The 24,295-nt window shown below is 28.1% G+C and carries 13 protein-coding genes; 8 read left to right on the plus strand and 5 right to left on the minus strand.

What is annotated here, in order from left to right; translation table 11 throughout:
* Positions 1–13: 13 nt before the first annotated feature.
* Positions 14–1,018, plus strand: a complete 1,005-nt coding sequence (gene rfaC / locus A35E_RS00500; RefSeq protein ID WP_014888719.1) for a lipopolysaccharide heptosyltransferase RfaC — start codon at positions 14–16, stop codon at positions 1,016–1,018.
* Between the two features lie 1,577 nt (positions 1,019–2,595).
* Here rfaC and mreD read toward each other — a convergent pair.
* The 3 genes from mreD to mreB form a co-directional block, all read right to left on the minus strand.
* Complete coding sequence (mreD, locus tag A35E_RS00505) at positions 2,596–3,084, minus strand: rod shape-determining protein MreD (RefSeq protein WP_014888720.1); 489 nt, start codon at positions 3,082–3,084, stop codon at positions 2,596–2,598.
* Positions 3,085–3,344: 260 nt separating this feature from the next.
* Positions 3,345–4,280 carry a rod shape-determining protein MreC gene (gene mreC, locus A35E_RS00510; RefSeq protein WP_014888721.1) on the minus strand — a complete coding sequence of 312 codons (936 nt, stop codon included), beginning with the start codon at positions 4,278–4,280 and terminating at the stop codon, positions 3,345–3,347.
* Between the two features lie 90 nt (positions 4,281–4,370).
* Positions 4,371–5,414, minus strand: coding sequence for a rod shape-determining protein MreB (gene mreB / locus A35E_RS00515; protein ID WP_014888722.1), 1,044 nt, complete (start codon positions 5,412–5,414; stop codon positions 4,371–4,373).
* Between the two features lie 1,365 nt (positions 5,415–6,779).
* Here mreB and hda point away from each other — a divergent pair.
* Positions 6,780–7,469 carry a DnaA inactivator Hda gene (hda, locus tag A35E_RS00520; RefSeq protein ID WP_044105174.1) on the plus strand — a complete coding sequence of 230 codons (690 nt, stop codon included), beginning with the start codon at positions 6,780–6,782 and terminating at the stop codon, positions 7,467–7,469.
* 1,489 nt (positions 7,470–8,958) lie between these two features.
* On the opposite strand, the gene hspQ is transcribed toward hda, so the two are convergent.
* Positions 8,959–9,276 (minus strand): heat shock protein HspQ, encoded by a 318-nt coding sequence (hspQ, locus tag A35E_RS00525; RefSeq protein WP_044105175.1) that lies wholly within the window; start codon positions 9,274–9,276, stop codon positions 8,959–8,961.
* Between the two features lie 1,878 nt (positions 9,277–11,154).
* On the opposite strand from hspQ, the gene tal reads away from it, so the two are divergent.
* Together tal and tkt are read left to right on the plus strand one after the other, a co-directional pair.
* Positions 11,155–12,105, plus strand: a complete 951-nt coding sequence (gene tal / locus A35E_RS00530) for a transaldolase (RefSeq protein WP_014888725.1) — start codon at positions 11,155–11,157, stop codon at positions 12,103–12,105.
* 15 nt (positions 12,106–12,120) lie between these two features.
* Complete coding sequence (tkt, locus tag A35E_RS00535; RefSeq protein ID WP_014888726.1) at positions 12,121–14,121, plus strand: transketolase; 2,001 nt, start codon at positions 12,121–12,123, stop codon at positions 14,119–14,121.
* Between the two features lie 1,715 nt (positions 14,122–15,836).
* On the opposite strand, the gene trpS is transcribed toward tkt, so the two are convergent.
* On the minus strand, positions 15,837–16,844 hold the full coding sequence (gene trpS, locus A35E_RS00540) for a tryptophan--tRNA ligase (protein ID WP_014888727.1): 1,008 nt from the start codon (positions 16,842–16,844) through the stop codon (positions 15,837–15,839).
* Between the two features lie 1,638 nt (positions 16,845–18,482).
* On the opposite strand from trpS, the gene pth reads away from it, so the two are divergent.
* The 4 genes from pth (at position 18,483) to apaH (ending at position 23,587) form a co-directional block, all read left to right on the plus strand.
* Positions 18,483–19,082 (plus strand): aminoacyl-tRNA hydrolase, encoded by a 600-nt coding sequence (gene pth / locus A35E_RS00545; RefSeq protein WP_014888728.1) that lies wholly within the window; start codon positions 18,483–18,485, stop codon positions 19,080–19,082.
* Between the two features lie 86 nt (positions 19,083–19,168).
* Complete coding sequence (gene ychF / locus A35E_RS00550; protein WP_014888729.1) at positions 19,169–20,257, plus strand: redox-regulated ATPase YchF; 1,089 nt, start codon at positions 19,169–19,171, stop codon at positions 20,255–20,257.
* 1,151 nt (positions 20,258–21,408) lie between these two features.
* Positions 21,409–22,176 (plus strand): 3-deoxy-manno-octulosonate cytidylyltransferase, encoded by a 768-nt coding sequence (gene kdsB, locus A35E_RS00555; protein ID WP_014888730.1) that lies wholly within the window; start codon positions 21,409–21,411, stop codon positions 22,174–22,176.
* Positions 22,177–22,762: 586 nt separating this feature from the next.
* Positions 22,763–23,587: a bis(5'-nucleosyl)-tetraphosphatase (symmetrical) ApaH gene (gene apaH / locus A35E_RS00560; protein ID WP_014888731.1), complete on the plus strand. Its 825-nt coding sequence runs from the start codon at positions 22,763–22,765 to the stop codon at positions 23,585–23,587.
* The last annotated feature ends 708 nt before the right edge of the window (positions 23,588–24,295 follow it).

The raw sequence follows: 24,295 nt of genomic DNA on the forward strand, positions 1-24,295 counted from the left end.
AAGAATCGAGTTGATGCAAGTTCTTATTGTTAAAATATCTTCCATGGGCGATATTTTGCATACATTACCTGCTCTAACAGATGCGTCGCATGTAATGCCGTGGGCTAGTTATGACTGGGTTGTAGAAGAAAACTTTTCTGAAATTCCTAAATGGCATCCAGCCGTACGTCGAGTAATCTCTATAGCTAATCGCCGATGGAGAAGAAGCTGGTTTAGTAAAAATACACGCCAAGAACGCTATAACTTTAAAAATAAAATACAAAGTAATCATTATGACGTAATTATTGATGCCCAAGGTCTCATAAAAAGTGCTGCTTTTATTACTCATATAGCTTTTGGAGAAAAACACGGCATGGACTATAAAAGCGCTAGAGAAGGTCTTGCCAGTATTTTTTATCATAAACGCCATTCTATAAAAAAACAACAACACGCTATCAAACGAATACGTCAACTTTTCTCTTCTAGCTTAAACTATCCACTACCTAACACACCCATTGATTATGCTATTTCTAAACAATTTACGACAAAATGTGATGAAAAAGCGTACATAATTTTTCTTCATTCTACTACACGTTTTAGTAAACATTGGCCAGAAAAAAATTGGCGTTCTCTCATTAAGATTATTTCTGATGCCGGATATCGCATTAAATTACCTTGGGGAACAATACATGAACGTTTTCGTGCACAACGCTTAATTGAAGGCGTAATTTCAGCAAACGTGCTCCCCTTTTTATCTTTAACTGAACTGGCTGCTCAATTAGCAAATGCAGAAGCAATTGTATCCGTAGATACAGGTCTTAGTCATCTCGCCGGAGCTTTAAATTGCCCAAATTTAACATTATACGGCCCAACTGACCCAAGACTTATAGGTAGTTATGGACGTTATCAGAAATCTTTAATTGCAGAAGATGGCAACATGAGAAACTTAACTGTAGAATCTGTATGGAAAACACTACAATTAATGCTTTCTAAAAGAATAAAAAATAAATATATTGTACTATCTGAACCTATATTGTAATTTGTTAACAACAATACCATTTTTTTTATAAATTAAAAAAATAGATTAATATCTATCCATATCTAAATATTATATAGAATTACTATAAACTTATCTTATTCAATTTTTATGTTGTTAAATAGAGCGTTATTAATTATAAAATTAATCTTTTTTATTAAAATTATTAAAAAATAATAATATATTTTAAAATATGATTTATAACAATTTTTATATTTTACTGCTCTATGATAGCCCTTTTTTATCTTATTTATCGCCACTCGAAGAGAGTTTTCACATCTAATAATGATTTTTTATTTTTCAAATATAAATGTTCTAATCTACTATCATTAGATAGAGATTTAAAAGAAGTAGAAAATATTATGTTAATAACACATGTTTTCTCATAAAAATCTGTTAATAATACGGTAATCTGTCATTGTGTTTTCTATATTTTTCTCAAAAGATTCTTAATATTGATGAGTTTTCTACTTAAAAAGTAATATAATACCTATTAAAAACAATACTATATAAACATAAAATATTTAAAGAAATATTTTATACACTACAATTTAAGAGAAGATTAAAAGTGATATCCATAAAAAACATTAATAATTATTTTTAAAAATAAATATCTATGTAAGAGTTTTTTATTCTTATGGTACCAAGTTATTTAAAAAATAAAAAAACATGCCCTATTATATTAAATAATATATAAATTTAATTACTTAATTTTTATAAAAAAATTAAATAATTAAATTACGACCATTTTAATGGTAATTAAAATATTAATATATTGTAAAATCTTGATTTTCAATTTTACATATTATGTAAATTAATTGTCTCGTATACCGTTAATATAGATATTTATGCTTTTCTTTCTAAATCAAACTAAATAATATTGAATATTAATTCATGGTTAATTTTATTAGCGCAATAACTGTGCTCATAAAAGCAATTCATTTTTTATAGCAATGTTTATAACTGGTGACATATACATTAATAAACTAAATATTTAATAAACAAGTTATGATAAAATATATTGATATACATAACAAATTAACAAAAAACAATATTTTAGTATTTTGTTAAAACGTTAATACATTCATTTTATTCCATTTTAAATGAAAGAAAATTCCCACAAAAACTTTAAACTCATATCTAATTAGACTAAGTGCAAAAACTATGACGATTACTTTCGTCTTATTATCTTGACTTAATAGGCATTAATGTTTTAAAAAATTATAATTTAGAAGAATTCTGAAAGACAAAAATACATCTTGAATATTTACACACTTAAATGAAGAAAAATAATATTCTCTATATTAATAGACTACACTAATTTTTCTAAAATTAACTTTTTAAAATCAACAAGGAATAAAAAATTAAATTAATCATTTATTTGTATTGTATAACAATCACTTTCTAACTCTAAGTTCTTAATAGATAAACATATAACTCTACATGAAACATAATGTTTAATTAATTAATTTAAATAAAATTACTAACAATACCAGTATAGAGCCAACAAACGTATCAATTTTTATAAAATTATTTTTTTAAAAAAACCATTTAATGTTTTTAAAGAAAACATCATCTAATCATTTCATGCTTAATTTACGCCGTATTTTCTGCATTGTTAAAAATATCCACGACCACCATATGCCATCTATTACACTATTCCAAAATGTTTCCGAAGAAAATTCAACATTCATTATTAAAAATTGCGCCCAAAATATGATTATATCTGTTATTAATGAAAACATTAATACTAAAAGTGATTGTTGCCAAAGAGTTAGGTTTCGAAATAAGTGAAATTTTAATAATGCTAAATAGGAAAGAATAGTAAACGCCAATGCGTGTATTCCTATTGTAATACCAAATATTATATCTGTTATCAAGCCAAGAATAAATGCCGCATTAATGTTGACTCTATGAGGCAAAACCGTAATCCAATAAATAAGCAACAACTTTGTCCAAAAAGGAAGGAAGAAGCATATTTGAAAAGGCCAAGGAATAATTTGTAAAATCATCCCTACAAGGAATGAAAACCAAATAGTCCAGCCGCTATCACGGTGATACTCGTTCATTTATGTTGTCTCATAACTATTCGATCATATTCAGAATAGTAGATCTTTAAAAATTAAACTATTGGCATCTTAATTCTTTTTTTTCTGAAAATAGAAGAAGTGTCCCTTTCTCATTCATGAAGAGCGATAAAAAATCGTTTCTTTTAAAGAAAGTTACCTATTAATCTTTTATATAAAAAATATTTATCTTTTTATTTCTTTAATAAATTAATGTTTGAACAAACTTATTTCTTCGCACGATTTAACGATCTTCTTATAAGTTAAGCAGTGGTATGGTTTGTCATATTAGAAACTAGCAAGTGAGATATTATTTGCATTAATCTCTTATTTGCCACCCTATTTACTACATCAGAAGATTCATGTGTTTTATCACACATTTTATCATCCCACAATAATAGTAAATAATGCAATCGCCGCAAATCAGCAGTAGGGCGAGCTCGAACAAGCATGTAGGCACGTTGAGAGTCAATATTAACTGAAGATACCACTGCTACTGGATATCCTTCTGGAAAACGTCCACCCAATCCAGAGGTCACAAGTAAATCACCAATACGAATATCTGTGTTGATTGGTAATCGCTCTAATTGTAGATTATCTCTACAACTATTACCCGAAACAATCACTCGTATATTGTTGCGAAGCACCTGAATAGGAAGTGCATGGGAATGATCGCATATTAGAAGTACACGACTGGTAAACTTGCTTGTAGAAATTACTTGTCCTATAACGCCTTTATCACTAATAACTGGCTGACCGATATATACACCATTATCGACACCCTTATCAATGACTATTTGTTCCTTATGGGGGTGATTAGTAATTGAAATAACTTGGGCAACTATCTTTTTTTCATTCGTTTTCAAAGGCGAATTCAACAACTGACGTAGTCGAGCGTTTTCTTTCTTATATTGCCCAAACAATAGCTGATCACTATTTTTTATTAGCAACTCCTGACGTAATGCTTCGTTTTCTAAAACTAACCTAAAAGGTGGTATTATTATTTTCGACAAATGATTAAATATTTGACGTGGAGTATTTGATAAGAAATAAAAAGGACTAATAGCCGTATCCATATAGGATCGAAGTGTGATAAACACCTCTAAGTGGCTATCAGCAATAATGGTAGTAATAGCTACCATGACTGCTAAAAAAAACCTTAGTTGCAATGACGGAGGTCTGAGGAACATTGGCTTCATAATATGCTTTTCCTTAAAAAAAAGAGGTATATCATAGATTTTCTATTTCTGTATTCAAACAGGAAGTACCTCTTTTATAAGAAGAGTTTCTTATTCTTCACTAAATAAATCGCCACCGTGCATATCAATCATTTCTAGTGCCTTACCTCCTCCTCGAGCAACACAAGTCAATGGATCTTCCGCTACAACAACTGGAATACCTGTTTCTTCTAACAAGAGGCAATCGAGATTGCGCAATAACGCACCACCTCCGGTAAGCACCATACCACGCTCTGAAATGTCAGAAGCTAACTCTGGAGGACACTGTTCTAATGCCACCATTACTGCACTTACAATACCCGTTAATGCTTCCTGCAAGGCTTCCTGAATTTCATGTGAATTTAATGTAAAACCACGAGGTACACCTTCAGCTAAGTTACGACCACGTACTTCAATCTCTCTTACTTCATCCTCTGGATATGCGGAAGCAATACCATGTTTAATCCGTTCTGCTGTAGCTTCTCCAATGAGAGATCCATAATTACGACGAACATAGTTAATAATAGCTTCATCGAAACGATCACCACCAATACGTACGGAAGATGAATACACTACGCCGTTAAGCGAAATAACAGCGACTTCAGTAGTTCCACCTCCTATATCAACTACCATCGATCCCGTAGCTTCAGAAACTGGAAGACCAGCACCTATAGCAGAAGCCATAGGTTCTTCAATTAAAAACACCTCGCGAGCACCTGCACCCTGTGCAGACTCCCGAATTGCACGACGCTCTACCTGCGTTGCTCCTACTGGAACACAGACAAGAACACGTGGACTTGGCCGCATGAAACTATTACTGTGAACTTGTTTGATAAAATGCTGCAACATTTTTTCAGTGACAAAAAAATCTGCGATAACACCATCCTTCATCGGTCGAATCGCTGCGATATTCCCAGGAGTTCGTCCTAACATTTGTTTTGCTTCGTAGCCTACAGCTGCAACGCTTTTAGGTGAACCAGCACGATCTTGACGAATAGCAACAACAGATGGTTCATTCAAGACAATTCCTTGCCCTTTAACATAAATTAGAGTATTTGCAGTACCTAGATCAATGGATAAGTCGTTAGAAAATATGCCACGAAATTTTTTAAACATAACTAAAAGATGATCCTGCAAAATAAGAAAAATGTAAAAATTTAATAACTTTAAGGTGTAGCTATTAAACAAGTAATATTTTTATAAAAAACTAACCATCATAGTATAATGTTAATAAATTTTATATTTTATTTTTAACGAAAAACTCATAACAAATGTACTTATTTTAAATTTTTTTATTTTTTTTTACAGCAACATTCCATGCGTGAAATATTAAAATAAACTTGGATTGTCACTAAATAAAAGAAATTTATAAAAAAATGATTAGTTTAGTATACCCTGAATCTACTATTTAAGTTTTTTTACTAACTTAGTCTAAGTGTATGGTAACAGTATTAATTTTTTAAGTTTGGAGATTATTCTTTTTGTTAATACGTACACTTTAAATTAAATAATTATGAGCAGAAATATAAACCTATTTATTGAGCAAAAACAACAAACATTTAATTACTCTTGTATTTATAATCCATTATTACTCATATAACAAAAAATATTTTTTTAATATTACCCGGAAATTAATTAGAATAGACTTACTGATAATTACTGCTATATAAAAGCAGATTAAACCATAGTTTTTATAAAACACTAAATTAACAGCTCAATATAAAAAAATCTTTTTTTAACTTAAAGACTCTCAATCTCTATAGAAAGTTATTTATTTCTTGAGTACTTCATGATAATTGAAGCTTTCAATGATTTTGAAGCAAGATTCTATAATTGGATTTATGATTAAAATAATTTACAACTAATGCTCAATGGTCAAGAAACACCAACACCAACACCAACATCATATTTATATTTTAACATAAAAATTAAATTTAAATGATTAAGATATTCTTATTACTTCGAAATACAAGTTAAAAAAAAATCATTATAAATTTTATATTAAAAAAATAATGATTATGTTAAAATACTGATATAAATATTTTGATCTATTTACATGGCGCATTAAAAGTAAATATAACAATCGTATTTAAAATACTACACAGAATCTTATTTTGCAAAATATCTTATCATACTCTTATCCATGCAAAATATTTATTTACTAAACGTGTAGTTATGCAATAATATTACTAAAATGTCTATTTAAACTGCTAATATAAAAGTAAATATTTCTTTTATTTAAGAATCACTACATTTTATGTATTACAACTAATAGCTCCAGATTTTAACATTAAGGTTAAATAAATCATAATGCTCATACTCTGCTTATCACTATATCTTAATGAAATCTAAAACTACACTAGTATATAAAAACGTCACCCCTACACACGATCTATATCATGTAGTTTTAACGCGTATGTTTATTCTAAATAACTTACTGTTATATCTTTTGGAAAGCAAGAGGTATCTTTGAACACACCGATGCAGCTTTCTTTACCACTCTACTTACCTGACCACAAAACTTTTTCCAGCTTTTATCCCGGCAATAATGATGTATTATTGTCCGCACTGCAAGATATACTTGGCGATAAACACGGGAGCTATCTTTATTTTTGGTCATGTAAAGGAGGTGGACGAACTCATTTACTACATGCTGCATGTTCAAAACTTTCTTCTCAAGATAAAGCCGTCGGGTATGTACCTCTGGATAAACGCACTTGGCTTGTCCCGGAAGTATTGGAAGGCATGGAGCAACTAGCTCTTGTCACTATTGACAATATAGAATATATCGCTGGAGATTTACCATGGGAAATAGCCATTTTTAATCTCTATAATCGAATTCAAGAAACTGGTTATACAAGATTTATTATTAGCGGTAACTGCCCTCCTCGACAATTAAATCTACACTTACCAGATTTAGCATCTCGTTTAGATTGGGGACAAATTTACCGTCTGAACCCTTTATCCGATGAAGGTAAGGGATATGCGTTACAAATGCGAGCAAAATTACGCGGATTTGAGTTAACAGAAGATGTTAGTTGTTTTCTGTTAAAGAGATTGCAAAGAGATATGCGAACCTTATCGGTAGCGCTAGAACAACTTGACCATGCTTCTATTTGCGCTAAACGCAAGTTAACTATTCCATTTGTGAAAAGTATACTGAATCTTTAAAAAAAATATTAACCTACCCTTTTTCAATCTGCATTAAAAACAAAACATTAATTGTTATTGACCTATTTAAGAAAAATATATTTTAAATAAATATTTATTTTTACGACCCTAATCATTATGATTTTATTGAATAATTTTGTATTTAGTATTTTAGGGTTTTGTTAAAAAGAATTATTTTATCAATTCTCTAACCTGTAATATAAATTTTTCACTTAATTAACATAGTAAGATTTTTTATCTTATTCAATTTCTAAAGTCCTCAGTTTCTAACTATTATAAAACATCATATCAAAAAAAATCTAATTCAATGTAATATAAAGCAAAAAATATGAACCACTAATATCCCATGACAAGGATAACTAAATTTGATAAATCTATAATGACAAATAAAAATGATAACATCTATAGATATGACCTTAAATAAAATCTCACACATTAACACCTAACATACCTTAATTTAAAAAAATATGTTATTTAATAAACAAATTACTTATAACTTCAAACGTTAAACCAAGATACCTACATGGTAGATCGATTATATTGAAAAATTTTTTCACGATATAAATACATTATTTTTTTTCTAAAAATATCTACTCTGAACATTTCATCGAAAATATTACACTAAAGTTATAAAACTCTAACTTGAATATATGAATAAAGAAAATTCTATTTAAAAAACAATAAAATATAAACATATAGGTTAGTGATATCTTTGATGCGCTCATAAATTCTTTATATATAAGAATAATCCAAGTAATACAGAAACAATCTTTTATAGAATAATGAATTAAAAAAAAAAGAATTATGTGAATTATAATATTAATGTAAATTTTTTAACTATAAAGAAAAAAAATAATGTTAGTTAAAAATTACCACTTAAATACACGCCTTAAGTTTATAAAATAGAGAGGTAAAATAGAACTAACAATCTTCTATTAAAACTAATGAATACTTATGTAGTATTGTAATAGAGATGACTCAATACCATATTATATGATAGACTAACACTATATCTCTAGTTAACAAACAATTCATCTTTTACAATAGACTCAATTCTTTATTAAAAAATAAATATAATTTAATAATATTGGTTAACATAATTAGATGCACAACTTTAATGCAAATACAAATTTTAAAATAAAAACTACCAATTAGTGAACTTGCATAACTAGTTAATTGCAACACTTAACTTAAAAACAATACCATCAAAACAATATATGATCACTAATTATAATGTATAAAAAATTAAGTTCATGGTAATTAATAATAAAAATAGTAATATTAGAAGTAGTCTAAAAAAACAAGATATTTTTAATAAAAATAGAAATTTAAAAATGTAATTAATACTTTTTCTCTAAATTCCTTTAATTAAAAAAACATTCAGATTTTGATTTAACTTTAATTAAATTAATTTAATTAAATATTAATTTTATTCTATAAAAAATTTTAATAAAAAAAATAAACTGCGCGCCATCGCGCAGCATGTTATTTAGTTTCGTAAGCGTGGCGCTTGTAGCTGTAACTGAATAGATTCAGCTAACTCATCTAATGTCTGCTGTTCAGGATGAACTGAGAAAGCTTCATAAGCTATCTGGGCTTCAGCTAGATAGGTATGAACTGGTTTTCCCTCCTCATCTTCCATCACCACATGATACCATGGAGAGCTTCGAAGGCTATTATCAGCCGCGATATCATCCAAGGAAGGCTTATCTAACGAATACTCCGGATCTACATCAATAATCACTCCAAGGTATCCTAATAATTTATGCCGAACTTGCTGCCCTATGCTAAATTTACTTGCCATCATAAGACCTCCGATGAAACTATGTTTTGCAGTGAAAATGGGAAAAGGCCTTAGATAATTTAAAAGAAAAGAAGGCTCTATAGAATAAACAAGCGATCGCACTTATATCCTCCAGCATTTATTTATTTAATTTATTCAACACCTATAATATTATTAGATTTTATTATACTACTATGATTTACAGATCTAGCAACATTAAAAATTAAAGTTTAAGACAGAAATCTTCTTAACTACAATACAACACCATAAATAGTGACAGTTTGTACATATATTTAATTCGATCGATAAAAGAATAAAAATAAATATAGTATACAATCGAATCTTATGGTCAACATATATTTGGTATAAAAACTAATATTATTTATACAAATATGTTTTTTGAAAATTAATAGAAACATAAATTCTTTAACAGCAAATTACATTATGAGCAAATTGAAATTTTTAACTAACGAAATGAACCTCTATTACTCGTTTTATCTAAAAAATTAGATATATCTATATAGATTAATTATCTACATGTCACTAGGATAACAACCTGTATTGTTACACTATGGACATGTTTAAAATTATTATTTTAATTCTACCGTCAAGGAAAAACTTTCTTGAGGTTATCACACAAAATTATATTTTAACTGTTCTTTTGCTAGTAAAAATTAATTCACGTCAATTACATTAAAATGTAATTAAAACTACAATTTCCCCAAATATCAATAAGGGTTTTCAACTAAAAATATGTATTTTACATTTTTAATTAAAATTATACTTACCTATTTTTTTTAGGATTGATTAAAAATTCTTGATCAAAAAAAACATCTACTTTAAATAAATCTTCTCATTTATCACTAAAATTAAATAATAAATAATATCTATAACGCCCTAATGTTCATAAGTTTTTAAAAACCTATCAAAGAAATCAATTGATTTTTCATTTCTTAGGAATAGTCTTTTATTTGTAGTACTAATCTAATCTTTATTTTTCTAGAAAATTATTTTTTATTAATCATTGATATTAACAAATATAATACATACTGGCTATTTTTTTAAAGATTTATCCTCCCCCCCCCATTAATCTAATAAACTTTATTTCTATACTTTCTGTTCTAAGTAACTGCAGTTAATAACAACTAGAAACATCCATCTTTCATTGAAAAAAACCAGTCATTATAACAATAAAAAAAAATCTTATCTTTAGCTACTCCCTGAAATGTATCCAATTTAATCTAGTTTTAATACAAAATAGTTAGATCAAAATTTTAATGAGATTTTTTATCTCGTTTTTATTACAACATCTTTCTATAATAAGATCTCTAATAGATAAAAATATATTTTTATTATTTTGGAAAAAATGCCTCTATAGATACAACTATAGTAATTTTGTATATTATGATTAATATCATAACACTAGGTAAAAATAATCTAAAAACCTGCAAACACAGATAAACATGTATAATATTAATAACAGAAACCAATGTAACAATTAATGATTAATCATCATCAATACCTATCATGATTATAGTGATAAAATTTTATTATCTTAATAAAAATTCAAATTTTAGAAATTTTTTCACCACATTCCATTATCAAAATATATATTATCTGGTAAATATAGACATTAAAAAAAACAGCTTAAACAATTTATATAAATTATACAACATACAATATATGATATAATATATTATAATAAATAAATATTTAAACAGGTTATTTGTTATTGAAGTAATTAAAATAAGATAAAGTAATTCGTACAACAGATGAATAGATCATTTTAAATAAAATTAAAATTCCTACATCAATGATAAGTCTTGCTTAATATAATATAATTATTAATAACAAACTTTACTTATACATGTAACAGTTTTTTTTATTTAAGGAAATAAATCAATGAACCAATTAGAAGGTTTAAAACAATTTACCAGTGTCGTGGCTGACAGTGGAGATATCGAATCTATCCGCCATTATGCTCCACAAGATGCGACTACTAACCCCTCTCTAATTTTAAAAGCCGCTAACTTAAGTTGTTACAAAAATCTTTTTGAGTCCGCAATAAAATATGCTAAAAAACAAGGTGGAACACATAACACCCAACTTGTTAACGCTTCTGACCACTTAGCAGTTAATATCGGTGTAGAACTTTTAAAAAACATACCAGGTCGCGTTTCTACCGAGGTAGACGCACGCCTTTCGTTCAACCGAAACCTTTGCGTAGCTAAAGCCAGAAAATTGATTTCTTTATATCGAGATCAAAAAATCGATAAAGCTCGAATTTTGATAAAAATAGCTGCAACCTGGGAAGGTGTTAAAGCAGCTGAAGAACTAGAAAAAGAAGGCATCAATTGCAATTTAACTCTAGTTTTCTCTTTCGCCCAAGCCCGTATTTGTGCAGAAGCTAAAGTTTATTTAATTTCACCTTTTGTAGGTCGAATTTATGATTGGTACAGTCAACGAAAATCTCTTAAACCTTATATGGTAAACGAAGATCCAGGGGTGATGTCTTTAAAAAAAATCTATAATTATTATAAACAACACTGTTACCAAACAGTTGTCATGGGTGCTAGCTTTCGCAACATAGATCAAATTTTAGCTCTTTCTGGTTGCGATTGTTTGACGATCACTCCTCCTCTTCTGAATTTATTACAAAATACATTCGGAAACGTTGAGCGTAAACTATCTCCTTTACCTAAGAGTCTTCATCAACCATCACCAATGTCTGAATCAGAATTCCGATGGGAGCATAACCAAGATGCCATGGCCGTCGAAAAAGTCGCAGAAGGTATTCGCCAATTCGCAATTGACCAAGAAAGCTTAGAAAATCTTATAGCAAAAAACCTGTAACCTCTGGAGCATAGAATGCTATCAAAACAAATATTAGCTAATACTATTCGTGTGTTAAGTATGGATGCTGTAGAAAAAGCTAATTCTGGTCATCCAGGCGCGCCAATGGGCATGGCGGATATTGCGGAAGTTCTTTGGCGAAATTATATGAATCATAATCCATCTAATCCAACATGGGTTAATCGAGATCGCTTTGTACTCTCCAATGGTCACGGATCCATGCTGCTATACAGCTTGTTACATCTTACTGGATATAATCTGTCAATAGAAGACTTAAAAAAATTTCGTCAGTTATATTCTAAAACACCGGGACATCCTGAGTATGGTTATACCCCTGGAGTAGAAACCACCACAGGCCCTTTGGGACAAGGACTTGCTAATGCAGTGGGGTTCGCTATTAGTGAGCGGACACTAGCTGCACAATTTAACCGTGAAGGTCATGAGATTATTAATCACAACACCTATGTTTTTCTTGGTGATGGCTGCATGATGGAAGGCATTTCGCATGAAGCTTGTTCTCTCGCAGGGACAATGAAGTTAGGAAAATTAACAGCCTTCTATGACGATAATGGTATCTCTATTGACGGTAACATAAAAGGTTGGTTTAATGATAATACTGCTACGCGCTTTGAATCTTATGGCTGGCATGTTATACGCGATGTAAATGGTCATGATAGTCATTCTATTAAAGAAGCCATTGAGCAAACACTCTTATTTCCTGATAAACCATCCCTATTAATATGTAAAACAATCATCGCGTTTGGTGCGCCAACGAAAGCTGGAACCTGTTTGGCTCATGGCGCCCCTTTAGGAAAAGACGAGATTACCGCTACCCGAAAAGCACTAGGATGGAATGATGAACCATTCATCATTACAGATGAAATCTACCAACATTGGGATGCTACAGAAGCAGGGGAAAAGAAAGAAAAGATTTGGAATGATAGATTTAGTGCGTACGAAAAAGATTTTCCAAAAATGGCAAGTGAGTTTAAACGCCGTATAAAAAATGAATTACCCTTAAATTGGAAGATGGAAATTCAAGGTATCATCAAAAGATTCCAAGATCAACCGCAAAATATTGCGACCCGAAAAGCTAGTCAAAATACACTAAATTCCTTTTGTACTATTCTACCAGAACTAATAGGTGGATCTGCAGATCTATCACCAAGTAATTTAACAATTTCTTCGAGATCTACATCTATTTCTGATAATAAAGATGGTAATTACATTCATTATGGGGTACGCGAATTTGCTATGACCGCTATCGCTAACGGGATAGCTCATTATGGTGGTTTTTTACCTTATACCGCTACATTTTTAATGTTTGTTGATTATGCACGTAATGCAGTACGTATGGCTGCGTTAATGAAAACCCGCCATATTATGATTTATACTCACGATTCTATTGGTTTAGGTGAAGACGGACCGACTCATCAACCGATAGAACAGTTAGCTAGCTTGCGCTTAATACCAAATATAAGTGTTTGGCGTCCATGTGATCAAGTAGAAACTGCGGTTTCCTGGAAAAACGCGATTGAAAAAACCAATGGTCCTACTGCGCTTATTTTATCTCGTCAAAACCTAAAACAACAAGATCGAACAGAAGAACAGTTGGAGAATATAACCAAAGGCGGATATGTTTTAAAAGATTGCTTCGGAAATAAACCAGAGCTAATCTTGATTGCGACCGGATCGGAAGTAGAGCTAGCGGTAAAGGCCCATAAACAATTACAGACTGAAGGTTATAAAATACGAGTTGTATCTATGCCCTCTACCGATATTTTTGATGCACAAGACGCTACTTATCGTGAATTAGTGCTACCGAAAGCAGTAAAATTCCGGATTGCGATCGAAGCTGGCATCGCTGATTTTTGGCATAAATATGTTGGATTTGATGGAAAGATCATAGGTATGAATAGCTTTGGTGAATCAGCACCAGCAGAAAAATTATTTGAAATATTTGGTTTTACAATAGAAAACATTATAAAACAAGCACGTTTATTGTTAAATAAATAATTAATCTTGCCCTACGCCGGAAACGTTTAATCCCGGCGTTTTTTATCTTTTTTATGACTATCGGTTTTACTTAACTAAAAATAATAATATATTATTTAACATATTTAAAGGGTTTATTTTTTTTATATTTTAGAATCACCAAGATTTTATTTAAGAAAATATTTTTTTATCATTTAAAGAGCATTCTATGAATATTTTTAATTAAAAAAATATCTTCATGTTTAGTAATTACGAATTCATATTATAGAACATTCTATTATTTTTAAATAAATGAAATAAATTTTTACTTTTAAAAGATCTATATTAATCTAATTTTTTCTATTAAAAATCCTTATTCGAACTAATCTCTTAAATAAAAAAATATTTTCGTCTGTTATGTATATTTATCCTCTAATCATCCCTAATTAGATGATCAGAACTGAAACTTTATAAAACTACTATTACCATGAATAGTATTATATTCCATTTTTTTAAAAATAAACTAGCCTGGGTACAACCCCTTAAAATAACTTAAATCTTTAATAAAGTTGCTTTATTAACTCATAATATGTATGTTGAAAACATATAAATAATGTAATTAAATTTTATCACAGTGTATGTAACAATTGTTGTTGTATTTAGAATCTTCTTAATGAATACCGTAAAATAGTCAAAATAATTGTTAACGGTAAGATTTATGACTTTTATTAATGATATAAGATTGCTCCTATTCTAGAGCGGAAGAATAAAAAATTCTTGCAGAACGTCTCTATAAACAGTTTAATTTAATTTATATACAAGCTTAAAACCCAACAAAAAAGAAGATTGGTTTGATAAGGCTATAGATTAATTATACAACTGATGTTAAAATCCATAATTTTCTTCTCAATTTTTTATAAAAATTTAAAAAAAATTAAATGAATTTTATCAAAAATATTACAATTTTTGATTAAAAAAATTTTGTTATTGTACAGTTTTAAGCTGGTTATATCGATGTTCACAACATCACTAAGCCATAAAAATATTTATGTATTAGTTGTAAAGAATATCTAAAATATCTCATTAGATCTCGAGATCTACACTAGAATAATCTGTATTTTTATATTGTACTTTTTAATGCATTTCTTATCAATCTATAGATTTATGGTTTAATAAATCTGTTTGTTCTTTCATTATGAGTGCATGCTTTTTATTTCATATCAAGTTCTTCATATCAACATTTTAGGATCTAACCCTATAAATATTTTTTCATCTAGCACGATAGCAATCGAAGCATAGGTCAGTAAAAAAACTGTGTTTGAGTTTACATTAAAAACAACCACATTGAGCTCATCTTTAAAAAATAAATCATAGTTAATTTATTTTAAATACATTATTAAAAATAAACTATTAACATACTTCTTAATTATAAAAAAATTGAATTTCATCTAAATGAAATCGATTTTTTCTAAATTATTTTAACATTAATTATAATTAAAACAATTAAATATTATTTAATAATATAATTAAATACAATATTAAAATTACAACGTTAATAATAATTATATAAACAATTTTATTAATTTTTTTAAAAAATATCAGAGATAATATAAGCACTATTATGTTCAACCAGGCATGGTTATTACTTTTGTAATTTTACGATAAAGCTAAAACAACACACCAAAGTTTTTACTTATCTAAAGAAACGGTGTATATATCTCGCTAATAAAATATATAAATATTACAGAACAAAAAAATTATATTTTATTAGAAATAAAACCGATAACTTCATAGACTTTTTTCAAAGTTATACTCGCTTTAACTCTAGCTTTCTCCGCTCCATCTTGTAATATATTACGTAAATATGCTTCATCATCACGAAATATGTAGTAACGGGCCTGTAGTCCACTTAGCATCTCCCATAATGTATCAGCTACAACAGATTTTAGATAGTAATACATTTTTCCAGCAAATTCCTGTTCTAATCTTTCTACTGAAGAACCTGTTATACCTGATAAAATGTTTAGCAAATTTGATATTCCTGGTTTCGCAACAGGATCATACTGCACTATTGCTGGTACATCAGAATCAGTTACGGCCTGTTTAATCTTTTTAAAGATAGACTTACGTTCTTCTAAAAGAAGAATAAGATTATTGCTGTTATTATCAGATTTAGACATCTTTTTTAATGGATCTAGCAATGACATTATTCGTGCACCGGATGTAGGAATACATGGTTGCGGAATAGTAAAAATATTTCCATAAAGCGAATTAAATCGTTTAGCAATATCCTGGCTTAGCTCAAGATGCTGTTTCTGATCTTCTCCCACCGGGACTTGATTGGTTTGATAAAGCAAAATATCTGCCGCCATCAATACTGGATAATCAAATAAACCAGCATTAATATTAGCAGTATGACAAGCTGATTTATATTTAAATTGAGTCATTCGGTTAAGCTCACTAACATAAGTATAACAATTGAGCAACCAGCTAAGTTGAGTATGCTCAGGCACATGTGATTGAACGAAAACTACACTTTTACTGGGATCAATTCCGCACGCTAGATAAATAGCTGTCGTATCTAACGTTGCCTGACTTAATTTGTTAGGAATTTGATAAGCCGTAATAGCGTGCAGATCAACAATAGAATAGAAACAATTATATTCATCTTGTATCTTCACCCATTGACGTAATGCACCAATATAATTTCCAATAGTGAGTTTTCCAGATGGCTGCATACCACTAAATACAATTGGGTGACTCATTTTAAATAGTCCTGATTAACAAAAGATTTTTTTCTTTTAAAAAAGTTAAGATGGGTAAGATACTCTAGAAGATGGTGCGGAAAAACTTTATTATAATTAATTAATTATGATAATACTTACTTAACAGTTATTAGTCACATTTATTAAACTATTTTAATCAAAAATAAACTATTTTAATTATAACTAATTTTTTAATTATAGATTTTTGTTAAATTGTTATGTTGTTGTGCTGATTTTAACTAGTTGTTACCTTAAACTAGGAATAGAAAATATACTTTTATAACAAACGTTTAAATAAAAAAATATTTTTTTAGTTTCTAAGAAATACTCTAATCAACACATAATTTTTTATTATATTATCTTGAAATCTCTTTCAAATTGAAACTACACAATAAAAAAAACATAATATTGCATTTTATGCATATTAATATTATAAAGAAGAATTAATAATTTTTACTGTGTTTTTTTTTGTTTAAAAAATCACTATTTTAAATTCTTTGGATAATTTTAACTTATGTTTTTTATAACCTAAATTTATATATCGATAATTTTAGTATCATTCTTCGCACTATCACAACTAGACTAGTAAATCCAATCTTAATTTATTAAGTAGTGATGATTATTTTATCATAAGTTTATACTTTTAAAAATTAATTACAGATTATAATATATTCGATATTGTTATATCATAATATATTTGCAAATCTCAACTTATCTTAAAGTTTTAACTTCAAAATTTAATGTATTTATAATAAAATTCAATCAACATCAATCTTTAAACATATATTCTTACAACACTTATCCTTATTTTTTACAAAAAAGATTGTTTGGTAAAACATATAAAATCGTTAAGCTACAAATTTAGTACTCGGATGATCCATTACAACTCTCGTTATTATTAATCTATTAGAGTGGAGATTCTAATTAATTCAACCTTATCAATTTAATTAAACGCAATACATTCCCAAAATAAGGATATATTGTATGCAGCAAATACTCTATAATTATATGTAATAAAATAAGCATTTTTTTATTAAAGAGGTTTTTAAATATAGAATTAAATGCTATAATATTATTAGGTTAAACTTTTTTTATAATACATTTATAAATACATAATTAATAAAATTATTATTTAATAATAATATAAACAATTAGAAGTTTTTCTAATAAATGAGAACGTTTATCACTATTTTTTATTAAAATATAAATCATCTTAATATGATTAAATTAAAATATTTTAATTCACCTTATAATGAGGTGATCATCTTAAATTAGATCAAAACGTTCATAAAATTCACAACATAAAACATCTCAAAGAAGGAAATAAAAAAACCTATACATGTTCATAATAAAAAACTTACAATTACATAGTTAAAATATCACTATGTAATCTCAATTTTTCTTTTAATAAAAAATTGCTTATCTATTGATAATAGAACGTTTTAAACGCTTTGTTTAAATATTTTTTATTACGCAAATCTATTTTTAACTTTAAAATAAAAGAAATATTAAATAACTTCAATCCTAAAATATATAAACTATAATTACGTTTTAATAATATAGAATTTTTTCTATTTATTTCGTTTTAGTAAACAAAAGATATAGAAAAGCTTCATATCGCACACTAAAAAATTAAATATGACAATAAAGTTAATTGTAGGATTATCTAATCCACAAGATATATACAAAACAACCCGACATAATGCTGGTGCTTGGTATTTAGAGTTACTAGCTAAACAGTACGGTAAAACATTAAAAAAAGAAAAAAAATTCTATGGTTATACGACTCAAATCACGTTAATTAATCAAAATATCCGCTTGTTACTACCTACGACTTTTATGAATTTGAGCGGAAAATCAGTAGCGGCTATAGCTAGATTTTACCATATAGATCCGGAATATATTTTAGTTGCACATGATGAGCTTGATTTATTACCTGGTCGCGCCTCTTTGAAATTAGGAGGTAGCCATAACGGTCATAATGGTATTAAAGATATCATCTCTTCTCTAAATGGGAATAATCTATTTTACCGTTTACGGATTGGAATTGGTCGACCAGATCAAAAAAACAAAGTCATACGTTTTGTGCTTGAGAAACCACCTAAACTAGAACGTCAAATAATTAATGGAGTTATTGATGAAGCGATAATTTGCACTAAAATTCTTATACTTCAAAATCTAATGAAGGCCATGAATCGCTTACATGCTTATCGCCCGCTATTGATATCTTCGCGATAAGCCTACACATATATTTTATCTAAACTACTTTAATAAAGTATTATAACTACAAATATTTTAATAACATTAATATTTTAAGGTAAAACATGGGATTCAAATGCGGTATTGTTGGATTACCTAACGTAGGAAAATCGACCTTATTTAACGCGTTAACACACACGAAGGTTGCGACAGCTAATTTCCCATTTTGCACGATCGAACCAAATGTCGGCATTGTTCCTGTACCTGATCAACGCATTGAACAATTAGAAAAAATCGTCCAACCTAAGCGTACAGTTTTAACAACCATGAAATTTTTTGATATCGCTGGTTTAGTTAAAGGTGCTTCTCATGGAGAAGGTTTAGGTAATAAATTTTTAGCTAATATTCGTGAGACCGACGCTTTGTGTCATGTTGTCCGTTGTTTTGAAAATAAGGAAATTATTCATGTCTCCAATAAAATTTGCCCTACAGAAGATATTAACATTATCAACACCGAACTAGCTTTATCTGATATAGAATCATGTGAGCGTGCTATTTTTCGGATGAAGAAAACCAAGGCTCGAGAGAGTGATATCAATGTAAAAATATTAGCGTTAGAGAAATGCCTTTTTCACTTAAATAATTCTAGAGCTCTTCGTACGCTTGATTTGTCTTCTAAAGAAAGAAATGCCATATCTTTTCTCAACCTCTTGACGTTGAAACCGACGATGTATTTAGCAAACGTCAACAGTTATGATTACATCAACAATCCCTATCTTGATGAAGTACGGACGATTGCAGCACATGAAAATGCAGCAATAATTGTGATATCTGCTCAAATTGAATCTGAGATTGCTGAATTTGAAGAAAAAGAACGAAAAGAATTTATAAAAGAACTCGGTCTTAAAAAAAGTGGTTTAGAACACTTAATTCGAGCTGGTTACAAACTTCTTAGACTACAAACCTATTTCACAGCAGGAATTAAAGAGGTTCGAGCCTGGACTATTCCAATTAGCTCTACCGCATTGCAAGCAGCAGGAAAAATACACACTGATTTCGAAAAAGGCTTTATCCGTGCTCAGATTATTTCTTTTTCTGATTTTATTATTTATAAAGGAGAAAAGGGGGCAAAAGAATTTGGTAAAATGCGCTTGGAGGGGAAAGAATATATAATAAATGATGGTGATATCGTACATTTCTTATTTAATATTTAATCTATTTTTAAGAAAAATCCTTGAATATATTGTAACATAATTTAGTATTATAAATAAATCGTTCTTGTTGATCTCAATTTATATTTAATAGAGATAAATATTAAAATAATATCAAATAAAAGTAGATATTTATATGAAGCAATGTTAGATATATATATTGTAGATACTAATTGCTTCTAATTAAAATATTAGTTTTTCTTACATTTACTTTTTAAAGCAAAGACAATAAATAAAATACATTTAATGAGTAAAGTAGATCAAAATGCTGATTTAATGTTTTTTATTTATAGAAAATACACTGAGTGTATTATTTTGGTGAAATATAATATCCCTGATTTAAAACAATGATACAAAATATTTTAATATATTAAAAGTATTTATGATAAGTTTAATAAAATTATTACAACCTGTATAAACTATAATCATTAAATACAATCAATACTGTACTAACCGATAATTTTCTATTATTATCTATAATAGATCATATAAAAATATTCACGATAAAAAATAATTTAAAAAATCGATTATTCTTTCAGATAAGAACAAATAATATTTTTTAATATTAAAATAATTAGAAAAAATAAAATATTAAAAAACTAAATATAAAAAAAAAGAATACTTCAAAATTGCCTTGTAAATAATTCATTGAGCTTAATATTGTAATTTTAATTACAATTAAAAAAATATTTTAGTGTGAAAAATATACTATCATAACAAAATAGTATTATCAATTTACGAAAACGCTTAACGCAAATTTATTATTAATAATAAATTATAAAAAAAATATTATTATAATAAATTTCAATCTATATAAAATAAATATAATTACCCTTATAACAAACAGCTAGATAAAACAAAAAAACACATTCTTTTCAACTCTTAATAAGTTTAATTTTTTTTAATATTAAATATTTTTTGTTTTATAGCATTATGATATTATTTCGGATATTTTATATTCCATCGAACATCTATCTAATAAGAGTATATCTTATTAAGATATTCGTTATTTCGTTCTTTCACGGTAAATCAAACTTAAACAAATTAAAAATTTATGCTACTTGTTTTATAACACTTCTTATAAATTATATAAGATTGTAGTTACTTTATTAAACGGTCAAGTTCATATAAATCTTTACAAATGAGATACATTCATGAATTTTATCGCCATTATACCTTCTCGCTTTGCTGCATGTCGCTTTCCAGGGAAACCTTTAGCTGATATAAACGGGAAACCTATGGTTGTTCGAGTGATGGAACAAGCACAAGCTTCTGGAGCTGATCGTGTTATTGTTGCTACGGATCATCAATCGATAGCAGAAACTGTTGAACGTGCTGGAGGAGAAGTATGCTTAACTCGATTAGATCATCAATCTGGTACTGAGAGAATATATGAAGTTGTTGAACGTTATCATTTTTCCAACGATCAGATCATCGTCAATGTACAGGGTGATGAACCTTTTATTATTCCAAAAATTATCCATCAAATAGCACGTGATGTAGATAGAAATAAAGCTGATATGGTTACGTTAGCTTCACCTATTACGACTAAAGAAGAAGCATACAACCCTAATGTAGTAAAAGTTGTTATTAACTCAAAAAATCATGCCCTGTATTTCTCCAGAGCATATATTCCTTGGCGTCGAGAAAGATTTTACCCAGAACGCGAACATTTTTCATATAATTTACTCAGGCACATTGGGCTTTATGGTTATCGTGCTGCTTTTTTGCGACAGTATATTAGTTGGTCTACTAGTCCATTAGAAAACATTGAACTTCTAGAACAACTTCGTGTTTTATGGCACGGAGAAAAGATTTATGTAACAGTAATAAATAATATACCAAATAGTAATATAGATACACCTGAGGATCTAGAAAAGTTTTCTTGTTATGATCAAAATGTGGGGGTTGCTTTACCATAACCTCTACATAAATAACATCTTAAGAATATTGAAACTAAAAAATTCAATAATTTATTTTTAATATAATTTGTGTTTATTCATTTAAATCTTCGATGAGTTTCTTTTCTAAGTTGTTTATTTTTACAAAATAACTATTATTGTAGAATCCACTTCTAAAGTTAAAGAAAAAACCTTATATTAAACTATAAAATATAACTATATTTATAATTTGTATATTATTAAAAATACAAATATCAATAATTTAAAATACATTAAATAACTATAAACTCGACTTAATTGAAGCAAGAAAGTGCTAAATAAAAAAAATTTTGTACAAATTTGCATTTGTTAATTTCAATAGATATCTTTCATCCTAACTATTTTTTTGTAATTATATAGAGGTTTTTATCGTTTTTTAAAATAAGAAATCAGATACTAATTCTTGTAAAAACCAATATTTAAAAAGTTCTTATATAAGAATATATAATGTCTATTACTTGTCAAAAGCAAGTTACTTTTTTATAAAAGTAGTTGCTATAATTTTTATATTTCTTATTGTTTCTTTTATAAATCTATAGTTAAATTATAAAATAGGTACACTCTTCTTATGTCTACTTATTTAATTGGTGATATTCATGGCTGTTATAATGAATTCAACATGATTTTAGATCAGGTTAGTTTCAACCCTGAAATAGATACGCTATGGGTAACTGGAGATTTAATTTCACGAAAAATAAATTCAATAAAAGTAATACGCTTACTATATTCTATTAGAAAAAGTGTGCGATTAGTTTTAGGTAATCACGATCTTCATTTTTTGTCCCTATATTATTGTGCGAATCAAAATCATGAGACAACTCTTATTAACCCTAATATTCTAGTATCAACTGACATCGATAAATTAATACACTGGCTTCGAAATCAACCGATGTTACAAATAGATGAAGAAAAATATATAATTATGACTCATGCTGGCATAACCCCTCAATGGGACATTTCCATTGCCCGACGATGTGCACATGAATTAGAAACAATGTTAAAAAGTGACGACTATCATCTTTTTTTGCAAGCTATGTATGGTGACACACCAAATCAGTGGAGCGAAAAGTTAAGTGGATTAGAACGCCTACGATTCATCGCCAATGCTTTCACTCGCATTCGCTACTGTTTTCTTGATGGTCAACTAGAAATGTCCTATAAAGGGATACCAAGGGAAGCTCCATCAAACCTATTTCCTTGGTTTAAACTAATAAGACCAGAAATCTTAGGGAACTATAATATTATTTTTGGTCATTGGGCTTCGCTGATGGGTCGCGGAACACCAACAAATATCTACGGACTTGATACAGGTTGCTGCTGGGGAAAAAAAATGACATTATTACGATGGGAAGATAAAATGTTTACTTATGTCCCTGCTTTATTGAATACGTAAAAACTACTATGTTGGTGGTTAATAAAAATTAGATCACCTGTATAAAGTCTCTGGCTTTATAATAAATATTTATTTATCGTGCCATCTTCTTAAATTTATTTAACATGTTAATAACTTTAACTCATCTCCAAATTTAATTTTGTAGACTTTGCTCTTTATCAAAAATTTTTATTAAAATACCATTATTACGAATTAGTAAACATCTTAAAGGTTTTTAAACTTTTTTATAAACCCCATCTTTATTGTACGTTTTTTTTAAATATCTAATTAAGTGCTAATCTGAAACTAAATGATTATCTCTACTATTTCTGAGTGAAAAAAAATCCAAACCTATTTATTCATCTTATTCTACCTAGTACTAATGAAACTATTGTCGACTTAGATATTATATTCTTGATATTTCTTAAATTTTAAGTAAATTTAATCTATTAAGTGATAGACAATAAAACTGTAGTTTTATTTTAACACATTATTTTTGGTATATGATTGCAAAAATGACTAAAAGCCTTGCAAAATACTCGTAAGTATTATATTAAATTTAATAAAACCATATATTTTCTATTTTAATAGAAAATGTAATTTTTGGAAAAAACAAGCAATTTGCTATAAATAAACAGTTTTAATTTTATTAAAAATACATAAAATTTTCAAAACTAATAATTACAACAATATGGTAGTTAAAAACTATTTCATGAATATGATATAGGT

It is taken from the genome of secondary endosymbiont of Heteropsylla cubana (assembly GCF_000287355.1).
Taxonomy (GTDB): domain Bacteria; phylum Pseudomonadota; class Gammaproteobacteria; order Enterobacterales; family Enterobacteriaceae.